The following is a 13,256-nucleotide window of genomic DNA, read 5'->3' on the forward strand; positions in this document are numbered from 1 at the left end:
TCTTACTGTCAACACTTTTTCTCAAAAAATTTTATTTTTTTGAAAGTTTTCTTGAAGGTATGAGGAAAAGCCTGTAATACAGGCTTTTCTATCAATTCAGTTCTTTGTTGATAATTAGAAATGTTTCTTCCCCGTAGCCTCTTTTGATCAAACCTGCTCTGGCCATGTCTATCAGATCTTTTGAAAAGGATTGGATAGTTTCTTCTTCCTTTTCGCTTAGAATTTTCTTTGAATATTTCTTTCTAAGTTTTCTATAGTCCTGTTTTTCATTTTTGAGAAATGAACAATGTTCTAAATAGTTTTCCAAGTTTTCTAACTGTAGAAATAGGCCAAGTTCAAAGGCTATCGGGGCAAAGGTTGTTTCTAATGGTTGAGTACAAACACTTCTAAATTCTACTGTCCCACGGGCAGTTAAATCCTGAAATTGGTAACTTCGATGCTGTTTTAAGTCTTCTTTTACAGGACTAATGATTTTTTCATTACCATCAGCTGTATAGGCTATGATTTCTTTTTGATCTAGATAGTCTTTTACTCGAATGGGTTTAAAATAATAAGATTGATCTTCTCTAGTTGCAGTAAAAATAGCTGTGCTAGCAAGATTATTAAAAAACTCTTCTTCGCTTTGGTAGTCCTTAGGATAAATACCTACATTCTCCTTATAATAACCATGTAAGGATTCTTCCCAAAAAATATCTCTCGTAATCTTTGTATCCCAAGCCTCTGCTGAAAATTCTGAGTTTGAGAATAAGTATGCTTTGGCTGCTTCAATTTTATTAAATGCATTAATGACTCGTATATAGTTATCACGTCGTACATCCAATTGAAGTTGGTTCCCGCATATAAAAGCTCCGTATGAAGGATAGGGGTGTGTTTTCATCCCTGTGCCATTCATTGCTAGGAAAGCCATTAACATCTTGTATCGTTCAATTTTTACTGGGCTATTATCATTTTCTTGCCACTGTGGATGGATCCCATGCCCTTGAATTTCGTGGTGGTCTTCTTGCAAAATCGGTTGAATGATCTTTAAATAGGCTTCAAAGCGTTCTGCCACCTCATCTATAGAATGAGCCTTTTCAAATGCAAATTCAATCGTATTGTAACTTAGCTCGAATAGAATACGATCTTTGGAAGAGCGGTGAACCAATTGAATTGGATTTTGATCGTCATCCATTTTTTCGACTTCAAAATCTAATAAGTTCGCTAAGGTTCGAAAAAGATTTTTCGTCACCTCTATATTGGTTTTATTTCCATGTATTTCTACAATCGGAAATTCTAATTCAACCCCGACAAAGAGTTCTGAATCCTCTTTCATATTACTGAGGTACTTCTCTTTTAGTAATTTAATTGCTTGTTGTTTTGTCATTGAATCCTTTTTCTTCTATTGGAGATATGGGTTCCATTATATCATTTTTTGCTATTCGAGACTACTCATGAAAAGCAAGACAAAACGCCTGCTTACGAAATTGTTTTAAGTTAAAGCAATTTCGTAAACAAGCGTCTACCATTCATTCAATATGATGAGTGTTCCCGCTGGGGAAAATCCCCAGCGGTAGACCAGAGCTAGACTAAGAATAACAGTGTATTCCATCATCATAACACTCAACAAAATTGATGATATTATACCAATTCGATGATAGCCATTGGCGCAGCATCACCACGACGTGGTTCAGTTTTAAGGATACGAGTATATCCACCATTGCGCTCAGCATAACGAGGTGCTAATTCAGAGAACAATTTTTGAAGTGCAGTTGTTTCTGAGTATTTACCTGTTTCTTCATCAAAGTTTTGTGATGCAACTTCGTTACGTACGAATGCAGCAGCTTGACGACGTGCATGCAAATCACCACGTTTACCCAAAGTAATCATTTTTTCAACTGATTTACGGATTTCTTTCGCACGTGCTTCAGTTGTTACAATTGCTTCATTGATGATAAGATCTGTAGTCAAATCGCGAAGCATCGCTTTACGTTGTGAGCTAGTGCGTCCTAGTTTACGGTAAGCCATGTATTCCTCCTTTATTTATCGTTTTTTAACCCAAGGCCTAAGTCGGCAAGTTTGATTTTAACTTCTTCAAGACTCTTACGTCCCAAGTTACGAACTTTCATCATTTCTGCTTCTGATTTTTCAGTCAAATCGTAAACAGTATTAATGCCAGCACGTTTCAAACAGTTATATGAACGAACTGAAAGATCTAATTCTTCGATCGTACGTTCTAAAATGCGATCATCAGAAGTTGTATCTACTTCCTTCATAACATCTGTTGCAATAGCAATTTCAGTTAAGTTTGTGAATAGATTTAGGTGTTCTGTCAAAATACGAGCAGACAAACCTAAGGCATCTTCTGGAATGATTGTCCCATTTGTCAAAATTTCAAGGGTTAGCTTGTCAAAGCCATCGTTGCTACCAACGCGTGCTGGTTCAACTTGGTAATTGACTTTAGTCACTGGCGTATAGATTGAATCTACAGCAAGTGTTCCCACTGGTGCATCATCTTTTTTGTTTTGATCAGCTGGAACATAGCCACGTCCACTGTTTACAGTAAGCGTTGCTTTCAAAGATGCTCCTTCTCCGATTGTAAATAGATAATGATCAGGGTTTACAATTTCGATGTCACTATCAGTAAGAATATCTCCAGCAGTTACTTCTGCAGGTCCTTCTACATCAAGTTCAATAATCTTTTCGTCTTGGACGTAAGATTTAACGGCGATTCCTTTAACGTTAAGAATAATTTGCATAACGTCTTCACGGACTCCTGGAACGGTATCAAATTCGTGGAGTACACCTTCAATGTTGATTGAAGTGACAGCTGCACCTGGAAGTGAAGCCAGAAGTACACGACGAAGTGAGTTTCCAAGTGTTGTACCATAGCCACGTTCAAGTGGTTCTACGACAAACACGCCATAATCTTTGTTTTCATCAATTTTTGTTATATTTGGTTTTTCAAACTCAATCATTTGCTATACTCCCTCTTAAACGAAAAGCTGTGTAATTGTTGATGATTATACACGGCGACGTTTTGGAGGACGAGCACCATTGTGTGGTACAGGAGTTACATCGCGGATTGCAGTTACTTCAAGACCAGCAGCAGCAAGTGCACGAATAGCAGACTCACGACCTGAACCAGGACCTTTAACAGTTACTTCAACAGATTTAAGTCCGTGTTCTTGAGCAGCTTTTGCAGCAGCTTCTGATGCCATTTGAGCAGCAAATGGTGTAGATTTACGAGAACCTTTAAATCCAAGTGCACCTGCAGATGACCAAGCGATTGCGTTACCATGCACATCAGTAATCATAACAATTGTGTTGTTAAATGTAGCGTGAATATGAGCAATACCAGATTCGATATTCTTTTTCACACGACGTTTACGTGTTGGTTTAGCCAAGATTTTTACCTCCTTATTTTATTTTATTTTTTCTTACCTGCAATCGCAACAGCTTTACCTTTACGAGTGCGAGCATTGTTTTTAGTGTTTTGTCCACGAACTGGAAGTCCACGACGGTGACGGATACCACGGTATGAACCGATTTCCATCAAGCGTTTGATGTTCAAGTTTACTTCACGACGAAGGTCACCTTCAACTTTGATTGCGTCAACTTCACGACGGATAGCATCTTCTTGATCTGGTGTAAGATCGCGAACACGAATATCTTCAGAAACGCCTGCAGCAGCAAGGATCTTCTTAGATGTTGGAAGTCCGATACCGTACACATAAGTCAATGAAATTACTACACGTTTGTCATTTGGAATGTCAACTCCAGCAATACGAGCCATGTTTTCTCCTTTCTATCTTATCCTTGACGTTGTTTGTGTTTTGGATTTGCTGGGCAAATTACCATAACACGACCATTACGACGAATTACTTTACAGTATTCGCAAATTGGTTTGACCGATGGTCTTACTTTCATTTTTATCCCTCCAAGTTTTTCGATTATTTAAAGCGGTATGTGATACGTCCACGTGTCAAATCGTACGGACTCATCTCCACTGTAACACGATCTCCCGCTAAAATACGAATATAGTTTTTACGAATTTTACCAGAAACTGTTGCTAAAATCTGATGTCCATTTTCAAGTTCAACCGTAAACATAGCATTCGGCATTGTATCGACTACTTTGCCTTCTACTTCAATCACATCGTCTTTTGCCACGCAAAAGTACCTCCATAAATTTCGATTCATTCCTCTGAACACAGAGGTAACAATTATAAGTCAGACTAACTAATTGTAACACTAGTTGTCCAATATTGCAAGTGACTAAAACGTTTTTATTTCAAATTCTCCAAGACTTTTTGGATATCTTTGAAGACGTCGTTGATGTCTTGATTTCCTTCAATATCATGGACCAATCCTTTTGCACGGTAATGAGCAAGAATTGGCTCACCTTGAGCAATATTTACATCCAAACGGCGTTTCACTGTTTCTGGTTTGTCATCTTCACGTTGGTAATAGTCTTCTTCCTTGTAGTCAGCTGGTGGGTTAAATACTTTATGGAAGGTTTCACCTGTTTCACGATGGATGATACGACCACTTAAGCGCTCGAGGAGGCAGGATGGATCCACTTCAATATTGATCACTCCTTCAAGCTCCAAACCAAGATCAACCAAGATTTGATCCAAGGCATGAGCTTGTTCGATCGTGCGAGGAAAACCATCCAAAAGGAATCCTTTTTCCTTAATGTCGTCTTGAGCCAAACGTTCTTTTACAATCCCGTTTGTCACATCATCTGGCACCAATTCACCTTTGTCGATGAATGATTTTGCCAATACACCCATTTCAGTTTGGTTAGCCATCGCTGCGCGGAACATATCTCCAGTTGAGATGTGCGCCACGTGAAACTCTTCAACGATTTTCGCCGCTTGAGTTCCTTTACCTGCTCCAGGCAACCCCATAATTAAAAGATTCATGATGAATCCTCCTTATTTTGTTTTTAAATGGAAGCAGGAGCGAATTCCTATTTCCATTTAAAAACAAAATAGAAGGCTGACAAAGTCAACCTTATTCTATTCTGTTGTTGTGTCCATAAATCCGACATACTTACGTTTTAATAAGTAGCCTTCTAATTGTTTCATTCCTTCAATACCTGTTGAAATAATGATTAACAAACTAGTTCCTCCAAGAGCAACTGCATCTGTCAAACCAAATAAATCTCGGGCTAAGATTGGAATGATGGTAATAAAGCCAAGGAATACTGATCCGACGCTTGCTAAACGACGTAGCAAACGAGACATAAACTCTTCTGTTCCCTTACCAGGGCGAACGCCTGGGATATAGGCACCACTCTTTTGAAGGTTTTCTGCTGTTTTTTCAGGATTGATCTGAACAAACGTGTAGAAGAACGTGAAGAGAATGATCAACAAGGCATACATAACGACACCAGTTGGTGTGTTCGTAGCCAACATGGCTTGGGCTGTTTTCACCCATCCTGCATTGTAACCCATAGCGCTAATTACTTGGAAAATGGCAGCAGGTGCTGCTGTAATCGAACTAGCGAAGATGACAGGAATAACTCCTGCTGGGTTCACTTTTAAAGGAAGGTAAGAACTTGATGGAGCTCCTTGAGCAATCTTAGTATATTGGATTGGAATCTTGTATTGTGCTTGCTCTACAAAGGTTGTAAAGTAAACAATAACCAAGACAGCAAGGATTAATACCCCAACAAAAATAAGGGAATTAGTCATTTGACCAGAACGTACGTTCACAAATGCATTTTCATAGATTTCTTTAATCATCTCAGGAATTGATGACACAATTCCCGCAAAGATAATCATTGAAACACCATTTCCGTATCCTTTATCTGTGATTTGTTCTCCAAGCCAAGTCACAATCATGGAACCGGTCGTCAGAATTGCACCGATTAACAAATAGGTCTTGGTATTAGGAGTTGCAACTAATTTTGCCTGAGACAAGGTGTGGAAGGTCGCTGTAATCCCAATGGATTGAACAAAAGCTAGAACCAAAGAAATATAGCGTGTTGCTTGGTTGAGCTTTCTTCGACCAACTTCTCCTTGTTTGCCCCATTCAACAAACTTAGGTAACAGATCCATTTGCAAAAGTTGCACGACGATCGAAGCTGTGATGTATGGGCTAACCCCTAATGCGAAAACTGAGAAGTTCCTCATAGCATTCCCAGATACTAAACTGAGCATGTTCAAGAAGGACACATCTTGAAGGTTGTTCAGAATTTTCGCATTTACACCAGGTACTGTAATCGTGGTTCCAATGCGGAAAACAAGAATGATGAAGATCGTAAACAAAATCTTCGACCGAACTTGTTTTACCTTAAATGCATCTTTTAATAATTTAAAAAACATAGGTCACCTCACTTAGATGACTTCAACTGAACCACCTTTAGCAGTGATAGCTTCTTCAGCTGATTTAGAGAATTTAGCTGCTTTAACAGTCAACTTCTTAGTCAATTCTCCGTTACCAAGAATTTTGATACCTGATTTTTCAGCTTTTACAATTCCTGATTCTACAAGTACTACTGGAGTTACTTCAGCACCATCTTCAAAGGCGTTCAATTGATCAAGGTTCACAATAGCATATTCTTTAGCGTTGATGTTTGTAAATCCACGTTTTGGAAGACGACGGAACAATGGAGTTTGTCCACCTTCAAAACCAAGACGTACACCGCCACCGCTACGAGCTTTTTGACCTTTTTGACCACGGCCAGAAGTTTTACCATTACCAGATGAAGTACCACGACCAACACGGTTGCGGACTTTACGTGAACCTGTAGCAGGTTGTAATTCATGAAGTTTCATTATTTATTTTCTCCTCTTTTGTAAATTGCTAACGCATGTAATCAGGAAAAGGTGTCCTAACTACAAACTCGCCTATACTTATATTTAGTTTTAGGGGATGAGAACCTCTCATACCCCTGAAAACTTTGTTTCTATTTTAAATAGATTATTTTACTTCTTCAACTGTTACCAAGTGAGATACAGCAGTGATCATACCACGTACTGCTGGGTTATCTTCTTTGATAACAGAGCTGTTCAATTTGCCAAGTCCAAGTGCTACAACAGTTTTACGTTGTGACGGGATGCGTCCGATTGGAGACTTAGTCAAAGTAATTTTAATTTGAGCCATTTGAATCTCCTTTCTTAAGCCAAGTCAGAAACTGAAATACCACGAAGGGCAGCAACTTCATCAGCGCGTTTCAATTGTGCCAAACCGTTAACAGTTGCACGAACGATGTTGATTGGAGTGTTTGATCCAAGTGATTTAGATGTAACATCTGCAATACCTGCCAATTCGACAACGGCACGAACTGCACCACCTGCAGCAACCCCAGCCCCTTCGATAGCTGGTTTCAACAATACACGAGCTCCACCAAATACTGATGTTACTTCGTGTGGAATTGTTGTTCCAACCATAGGAACTTCGATCAAGTTTTTCTTAGCATCTTCAACAGCCTTACGGATTGCTTCTGGAACTTCTTGAGCTTTACCAGTACCAAATCCAACACGGCCATTACGGTCACCAACAACTACAAGAGCTGCAAAACGAAGACGACGTCCACCTTTAACAACTTTTGTAACACGGTTGATGGCAACTACGCGTTCTTCAAGTTCAACTGCATTATCTTTAAATGCCATTTTCTAGTGTCCTCCTATTAGAATTTCAATCCGTTTTCACGAGCTGCATCAGCCAAAGCTTTAACACGTCCGTGATATAGATATCCACCGCGGTCGAACACCACTTCAGAAATACCTTTAGCAACTGCACGTTCAGCAACAAGTTTGCCGACAACAACGGCTTGTTCAGTTTTAGTTCCTTTTGAAACTTCTTTGTCAAGAGTTGAAGCGCTTGCGAGCGTTACACCCGCTACGTCATCAATTACTTGAGCGTAGATGCCTGTATTAGAACGGAATACGTTCAAACGTGGGCGATCAGCAGTTCCAGAGAGTTTTCCGCGAACGCGACGGTGGCGTTTTTGACGGATTTTGTTTTTATCTGGTTTCGAAATCACAATTTTCACCTCTTAATTTTAAAATCATGTGCTAAGCACTGAGTTGGTAAGATGAAGGTTGGTTGAAAAACAACCAAACTACATTATTTACCTGTTTTACCTTCTTTGCGGCGAACGTATTCACCAACATAACGGATCCCTTTACCTTTGTATGGTTCAGGTGAACGAAGGCTACGTACATAAGCAGCTGTTTGACCAACTACTTCTTTTGAAATTCCGCTAACAACGATTGTTGTTGGGTTTGGAAGTTCAAAAGTAATTCCTTCTGGAGCTTCAACTTCGTCTGGGTGTGATTTACCAACAGCCAAAACAAGTTTTGATCCTTGAAGTTGTGCACGGTATCCAACCCCGCGCATTTCAAGTTCTTTCTTGAATCCTTCTGATACACCAGTAACCATGTTGTTCAAAAGGGCACGAGTTGTTCCGTGGATTGTTTTCATTTCTTTTGAATCGTTTGGACGGTGAAGTGTTACTTCAGTACCTTCCACACGGATTTCAATATCTTTTGAGAACGTACGAGTAAGTTCTCCTTTAGGTCCTTTTACAGTTACAACGTTGTCATTGTTAGTGAGTTCAACACCAGCAGGCAACACGATAACTTTATTACCAATACGTGACATGTTTATTATTCTCCTGTTAAATTGTCAGGCCTTTGCGGGCCAGTTTTCACGGGGTTTAAGATACTTATTTAGTTCAAGAGCTGAACTGAACACGCTCTAAGAACTGTGCAAAATAGATAAGTTGGCTTGTTTGTCAACAAACTGCTCCAACTTCCTAATTTTGTTTTGTTCTTTACGAGCTTTGTATCTTGATTTTACCAAACGTAAGCGATAACTTCCCCACCAACGTTCTTTTGGCGTGCTTCTTTATCAGTAAGCAAACCTTCAGAAGTTGAAAGGATAGCAATTCCAAGTCCGTTAAGAACTTTTGGAAGATCTTCACGTTTTTTGTAAACACGCAAACCTGGTTTAGATACACGTTTCAAGTTTGTGATAACTTTTTCACCGTTTTGTCCGTATTTCAAGAATACACGGATGATGCCTTGTTTGTCATCTTCGATGAATTCAACGTTTTTTACAAAACCTTCGCGTTTAAGGATTTCAGCAATCCCTTTTTTGATGTTTGATGCAGGTACTTCAAGTACTTCGTGTTTTGCTTGGTTAGCGTTACGAATACGTGTAAGGAAGTCTGCGATTGGGTCAGTCATAACCATTATAATTTCTCCTCTTACTAGTAGTTTGCAAGTTGCACTTGCTAGTTAATGATTGAGCTAGGCTCAGAAAGTTTTGATACATTCAAACAAGATAATCTCATTTGAACACGAGCTACAACCTGGGCAAAAAAGATAGATTTGTCTTGGAGCATCGCTCCTGCACCAAATCTCCTATTTTTGCTGGGGTTGTTACGCTCTTTGTATCATAGAATTACCAAGATGCTTTTGTGACACCTGGGATTTGACCTTTGTATGCCAATTCACGGAAGCAAACACGGCAAAGTTTAAACTTGCGGTAAACTGAGTGTGGACGTCCACAACGTTCACAGCGAGTGTATGCTTGAGTAGAGAACTTCGCTGGGCGTTTGTTCTTAGCAATCATAGATTTTTTAGCCATTAGTTTTACCTCCTATATTATTTTGCAAACGGCATTCCGAGGCCAGTAAGCAATGCACGTGATTCTTCGTCTGTGTTCGCTGTAGTTACGATTACGATATCCAAACCACGAGTTTTATCAACATCATCAAAGTTGATTTCTGGGAAGATCAATTGTTCTTTCACACCAAGTGTGTAGTTTCCGCGTCCATCAAATGATTTAGTTGGAACACCATGGAAGTCACGTACACGTGGAAGTGAAACTGTTACCAATTTATCCAAGAATTCGTACATACGTTCACCACGAAGGGTAACTTTTGCACCGATCGCAACACCTTCACGAAGACGGAAGCCGGCGATTGATTTTTTAGCCTTAGTGATCAATGGTTTTTGACCTGAGATCAAAGCAAGCTCTTCAGCAGCTTTTTCAAGGTTTTTAGCATTTGATACTGCATCACCAACACCCATGTTCAAAACGATTTTATCAACTTTTGGCACAGCCATAACTGATGAATAGTTGAACTGTTCAGTCAATGATGGTACTACTTCATTAAGGTATTTTTCTTTTAAACGATTAGCCATTATACTTCTCCTTTCCTTCGTGATTAGTCAAGCACTTCGCCTGATTTTTTGTTGTAGCGAACTTTTTTGCCGTCTACAAATTTGTAGCCAACACGTCCAGCAACACCGTTTTTGTCCAAAACTTGAACGTTAGAAGCATGGATTGGAGCTTCTTTTTCAACGATCGCACCTTGAGGGTTTTCGTTATTTGGACGTTGGTGTTTCTTGATGATGTTTACACCTTCTACAACAACTTTATTTACTTTTGGAAGAGCAGTAAGAACAACAGCTTCTACGCCTTTGTCTTTACCAGCGATAACGCGAACTTTGTCGCCTTTTTTTACAAACATTTTATTCTCCTTTTATTCTTACGCCCGATGGGCACCCTGGCTATGCCAGGGGACTGTGTTTGTTTTTTTATTGATTAAAGTACTTCTGGAGCAAGTGACACGATCTTCATGAAACCACCGTCACGCAATTCACGTGCAACTGGGCCAAAGATACGAGTTCCGCGAGGAGTTTTGTCGTCACGGATGATTACTGCTGCATTTTCGTCGAATTTGATGTATGAACCATCTTTACGACGAGCACCTGATTTAGTACGAACGATAACAGCTTTTACAACGTCACCTTTCTTAACCGCACCACCAGGAGTAGCTTGTTTTACTGATGCAACGATTACATCACCGATGCTCGCGAATTTACGTTTTGAACCACCAAGAACTTTGATTGTCAAGATTTCGCGCGCGCCACTGTTATCAGCGACTTTCAAACGAGTTTCTGTTTGAATCATTTACGTTTTCTCCTTTCAGGTTTGATTAGATGATGACCGCTTCTTCAACGACTTCTACAAGACGGAAGCGTTTTGTAGCTGAAAGCGGACGAGTTTCCATGATACGAACAATATCGCCTTCTTTAGCAACATTGTTTTCATCATGAGCTTTGTATTTTTTAGAATAGTTGATACGTTTACCATAGACTGGGTGGTTACGTTTAGTTTCAACTACAACTGTGATTGTTTTGTCCATTTTGTCAGACACAACGCGTCCAACAAGAACTTTACGATTATTGCGTTCCATTGAAATTCTCCTTCCCTAGTCTATTATTTAGATTCTGATTGAACAGTTTTGATACGAGCGATTTGTTTTTTCACTTCTTTCAAACGTCCAGTTTGTTCCAATTGACCAGCAGCCGCTTGGAAACGAAGTTCAAACAATTCTTTCTTCAATTCATTTTCACGCTTCGCGAGTTCTTCTTGAGAAAGACCACGAAGTTCTTTAACAAATTCTTTTACTTCTGTAAGTTTCATGACCTCTCCTTATTCTGCTTCACGTTTCACAAATTTAGTTTTAACTGGCAATTTGTGGCTAGCAAGACGAAGCGCTTCGCGTGCGATCTCTTCAGATACACCAGCAATTTCGAACATCACTTTACCACGTTTAACTGGTGCTACCCAACCTTCAGGAGCCCCTTTACCAGATCCCATACGTACCCCGATAGCTTTAGCGGTGTATGATTTGTGTGGGAAAATCTTAATCCAAACTTTACCACCACGTTTCATGTAACGAGTCATGGCGATACGAGCAGCTTCGATTTGACGGTTTGTGATCCAGTGGCTAGTTGTAGCTTGAAGACCGTATTCACCGAATGCTACTTCTTTTCCACCTTTTGCTTCACCGCGCATTTTACCACGGAATTCGCGACGGTGTTTTACACGTTTAGGTACTAACATTGGTTATTTACCTCCTTTAGCGTCTTTACGAGCTGGAAGAACTTCACCACGGTAGATCCATACTTTAACACCAAGTTTACCGTAAGTAGTGTCTGCTTCTTCCCAAGCGTAATCGATATCAGCGCGAAGTGTGTGAAGTGGAACAGTTCCTTCAGAGTATCCTTCTGCACGGGCGATATCTGCACCGTTCAAACGACCTGATACTTGAGTTTTGATTCCTTTAGCTCCAGCACGCATAGCACGTTGGATCGCTTGTTTTTGTGCACGACGGAAAGCAACACGTTGTTCCAATTGACGAGCAATTCCTTCACCAACAAGGTGAGCATCCAAGTCAGGACGTTTGATCTCAATGATGTTGATGTGTACTTGTTTACCAGTCAATTTGTTAAGAGCTGCACGAAGTGCATCAACGTTTGCTCCACCTTTACCGATAACCATACCTGGTTTAGCAGTGTGAAGTGAAACGTTAACTTTGTTTACTGCGCGTTCGATTTCAATAGTTGAAACGGCTGCGTCAGCCAATTCTTTTTGAATGAATTTACGGATTGCAAGATCTTCATGAAGGTAATCCGCGTATTCTTTTTCAGCATACCATTTGGCATCCCAATCACGGATGATACCAACACGCATACCAATTGGATGTACTTTTTGACCCACGAGTTTACCTCCTTATTTTTCTGCAACAGCTACTGTGATGTGAGCTGTACGTTTGTTGATTGGTGAAGCTGAACCTTTCGCACGTGGACGGAAACGTTTCATAGTTGGTCCTTCGTTTGCGAATGCTTCAGATACTACCAAGTTAGCTTTTTCCAAACCAAAGTTGTTTTCAGCGTTTGCTACTGCTGAGTTCAACACTTTAAGGATGATCCCTGCAGCTTTGTTTGGTGTGAATGTCAAAATAGCGATGGCATCGGCTACGCTTTTACCACGGATGTTGTCAAGAACAAGACGTGATTTACGAGGTGAAACACGCACTGTACGAGCCATTGCTTTAGCTGAAGTAATTTCTGCCATTTATGTTCTCCTTATTTTCTACGTGTCTTCTTGTCGTCTGCCGCGTGACCTTTGTAAGTACGAGTTGGTGCAAATTCACCAAGCTTGTGACCTACCATGTCTTCTTGGATGTAGACAGGTACATGTTTACGTCCATCATAAACTGCGATAGTGTATCCGATGAAACTTGGGAAGATCGTTGAACGACGTGACCAAGTTTTAATTACTTTTTTCTTTTCGTCGTTTGCTTGAGCTTCAACTTTTTTCATCAAATGCTCATCGACGAAAGGTCCTTTTTTAAGACTACGTCCCATTTTGTAATTTTCTCCTTTAAAATTTAGTACCACAGCGGCTTGCGCTGCTAAGCAGCGCTACCGAGCTGGCGGAAAGTGTAAGCTAGTTGCTTAT

General features: G+C 40.0%; 25 protein-coding genes. All 25 read right to left on the bottom strand.

Annotated features, from left to right (window positions below; all coding sequences use genetic code 11):
• Positions 1-91: 91 nt before the first annotated feature.
• Complete coding sequence (locus HMPREF2686_RS03030; RefSeq protein ID WP_049506860.1) at positions 92-1,363, bottom strand: glutamate-cysteine ligase family protein; 1,272 nt, start codon at positions 1,361-1,363, stop codon at positions 92-94.
• 254 nt (positions 1,364-1,617) lie between these two features.
• Entirely contained in the window at positions 1,618-2,004 is a 387-nt protein-coding gene (gene rplQ, locus HMPREF2686_RS03035) for a 50S ribosomal protein L17 (RefSeq protein WP_003002399.1), read from the bottom strand.
• A gap of 11 nt (positions 2,005-2,015) precedes the next feature.
• The gene (locus tag HMPREF2686_RS03040; RefSeq protein ID WP_003009635.1) at positions 2,016-2,954 is read right to left on the bottom strand and encodes a DNA-directed RNA polymerase subunit alpha; all 939 of its coding nucleotides are present in this window, start codon (positions 2,952-2,954) and stop codon (positions 2,016-2,018) included.
• A gap of 45 nt (positions 2,955-2,999) precedes the next feature.
• Positions 3,000-3,383, bottom strand: coding sequence for a 30S ribosomal protein S11 (gene rpsK / locus HMPREF2686_RS03045; RefSeq protein ID WP_003002390.1), 384 nt, complete (start codon positions 3,381-3,383; stop codon positions 3,000-3,002).
• A 23-nt stretch (positions 3,384-3,406) separates the two neighbouring features.
• Entirely contained in the window at positions 3,407-3,772 is a 366-nt protein-coding gene (gene rpsM / locus HMPREF2686_RS03050) for a 30S ribosomal protein S13 (protein WP_003009631.1), read from the bottom strand.
• Between the two features lie 17 nt (positions 3,773-3,789).
• Entirely contained in the window at positions 3,790-3,906 is a 117-nt protein-coding gene (gene rpmJ, locus HMPREF2686_RS10125; protein WP_001808836.1) for a 50S ribosomal protein L36, read from the bottom strand.
• A 23-nt stretch (positions 3,907-3,929) separates the two neighbouring features.
• Positions 3,930-4,148 carry a translation initiation factor IF-1 gene (gene infA, locus HMPREF2686_RS03055; protein WP_001029883.1) on the bottom strand — a complete coding sequence of 73 codons (219 nt, stop codon included), beginning with the start codon at positions 4,146-4,148 and terminating at the stop codon, positions 3,930-3,932.
• A 116-nt stretch (positions 4,149-4,264) separates the two neighbouring features.
• A complete protein-coding gene (locus HMPREF2686_RS03060; RefSeq protein WP_003009627.1) occupies positions 4,265-4,903 on the bottom strand; it encodes an adenylate kinase in 639 nt (212 codons plus the stop codon).
• 96 nt (positions 4,904-4,999) lie between these two features.
• Positions 5,000-6,310 carry a preprotein translocase subunit SecY gene (gene secY, locus HMPREF2686_RS03065; protein WP_049506858.1) on the bottom strand — a complete coding sequence of 437 codons (1,311 nt, stop codon included), beginning with the start codon at positions 6,308-6,310 and terminating at the stop codon, positions 5,000-5,002.
• Between the two features lie 12 nt (positions 6,311-6,322).
• A complete protein-coding gene (rplO, locus tag HMPREF2686_RS03070) occupies positions 6,323-6,763 on the bottom strand; it encodes a 50S ribosomal protein L15 (RefSeq protein ID WP_003002405.1) in 441 nt (146 codons plus the stop codon).
• Positions 6,764-6,908: 145 nt separating this feature from the next.
• Positions 6,909-7,091 (bottom strand): 50S ribosomal protein L30, encoded by a 183-nt coding sequence (gene rpmD / locus HMPREF2686_RS03075; protein ID WP_002894509.1) that lies wholly within the window; start codon positions 7,089-7,091, stop codon positions 6,909-6,911.
• Positions 7,092-7,105: 14 nt separating this feature from the next.
• Positions 7,106-7,600 carry a 30S ribosomal protein S5 gene (gene rpsE, locus HMPREF2686_RS03080; RefSeq protein WP_003009617.1) on the bottom strand — a complete coding sequence of 165 codons (495 nt, stop codon included), beginning with the start codon at positions 7,598-7,600 and terminating at the stop codon, positions 7,106-7,108.
• 17 nt (positions 7,601-7,617) lie between these two features.
• Complete coding sequence (gene rplR, locus HMPREF2686_RS03085; RefSeq protein ID WP_003010871.1) at positions 7,618-7,974, bottom strand: 50S ribosomal protein L18; 357 nt, start codon at positions 7,972-7,974, stop codon at positions 7,618-7,620.
• A gap of 83 nt (positions 7,975-8,057) precedes the next feature.
• Positions 8,058-8,594 carry a 50S ribosomal protein L6 gene (gene rplF, locus HMPREF2686_RS03090; protein ID WP_049492183.1) on the bottom strand — a complete coding sequence of 179 codons (537 nt, stop codon included), beginning with the start codon at positions 8,592-8,594 and terminating at the stop codon, positions 8,058-8,060.
• A 194-nt stretch (positions 8,595-8,788) separates the two neighbouring features.
• Positions 8,789-9,187: a 30S ribosomal protein S8 gene (gene rpsH, locus HMPREF2686_RS03095; RefSeq protein ID WP_003010897.1), complete on the bottom strand. Its 399-nt coding sequence runs from the start codon at positions 9,185-9,187 to the stop codon at positions 8,789-8,791.
• A 211-nt stretch (positions 9,188-9,398) separates the two neighbouring features.
• Positions 9,399-9,584, bottom strand: a complete 186-nt coding sequence (locus HMPREF2686_RS03100; protein ID WP_001085699.1) for a type Z 30S ribosomal protein S14 — start codon at positions 9,582-9,584, stop codon at positions 9,399-9,401.
• 17 nt (positions 9,585-9,601) lie between these two features.
• Positions 9,602-10,144: a 50S ribosomal protein L5 gene (rplE, locus tag HMPREF2686_RS03105; RefSeq protein ID WP_003009606.1), complete on the bottom strand. Its 543-nt coding sequence runs from the start codon at positions 10,142-10,144 to the stop codon at positions 9,602-9,604.
• A 23-nt stretch (positions 10,145-10,167) separates the two neighbouring features.
• Positions 10,168-10,473 (bottom strand): 50S ribosomal protein L24, encoded by a 306-nt coding sequence (rplX, locus tag HMPREF2686_RS03110; RefSeq protein WP_003002315.1) that lies wholly within the window; start codon positions 10,471-10,473, stop codon positions 10,168-10,170.
• Positions 10,474-10,547: 74 nt separating this feature from the next.
• Entirely contained in the window at positions 10,548-10,916 is a 369-nt protein-coding gene (rplN, locus tag HMPREF2686_RS03115) for a 50S ribosomal protein L14 (RefSeq protein WP_003002384.1), read from the bottom strand.
• A 25-nt stretch (positions 10,917-10,941) separates the two neighbouring features.
• Positions 10,942-11,202 (bottom strand): 30S ribosomal protein S17, encoded by a 261-nt coding sequence (gene rpsQ, locus HMPREF2686_RS03120; protein WP_000440801.1) that lies wholly within the window; start codon positions 11,200-11,202, stop codon positions 10,942-10,944.
• A gap of 23 nt (positions 11,203-11,225) precedes the next feature.
• Entirely contained in the window at positions 11,226-11,432 is a 207-nt protein-coding gene (gene rpmC, locus HMPREF2686_RS03125) for a 50S ribosomal protein L29 (RefSeq protein ID WP_045760162.1), read from the bottom strand.
• Between the two features lie 9 nt (positions 11,433-11,441).
• Positions 11,442-11,855 carry a 50S ribosomal protein L16 gene (gene rplP / locus HMPREF2686_RS03130; protein ID WP_000960947.1) on the bottom strand — a complete coding sequence of 138 codons (414 nt, stop codon included), beginning with the start codon at positions 11,853-11,855 and terminating at the stop codon, positions 11,442-11,444.
• Between the two features lie 3 nt (positions 11,856-11,858).
• On the bottom strand, positions 11,859-12,512 hold the full coding sequence (rpsC, locus tag HMPREF2686_RS03135; RefSeq protein ID WP_003002336.1) for a 30S ribosomal protein S3: 654 nt from the start codon (positions 12,510-12,512) through the stop codon (positions 11,859-11,861).
• A 12-nt stretch (positions 12,513-12,524) separates the two neighbouring features.
• On the bottom strand, positions 12,525-12,869 hold the full coding sequence (rplV, locus tag HMPREF2686_RS03140; RefSeq protein WP_000818139.1) for a 50S ribosomal protein L22: 345 nt from the start codon (positions 12,867-12,869) through the stop codon (positions 12,525-12,527).
• Positions 12,870-12,880: 11 nt separating this feature from the next.
• A complete protein-coding gene (rpsS, locus tag HMPREF2686_RS03145; protein WP_000533766.1) occupies positions 12,881-13,162 on the bottom strand; it encodes a 30S ribosomal protein S19 in 282 nt (93 codons plus the stop codon).
• Positions 13,163-13,256: the final 94 nt, after the last annotated feature.

This window comes from Streptococcus sp. HMSC057G03 (assembly GCF_001808745.1).
Lineage (GTDB): Bacteria > Bacillota > Bacilli > Lactobacillales > Streptococcaceae > Streptococcus > Streptococcus parasanguinis_Z.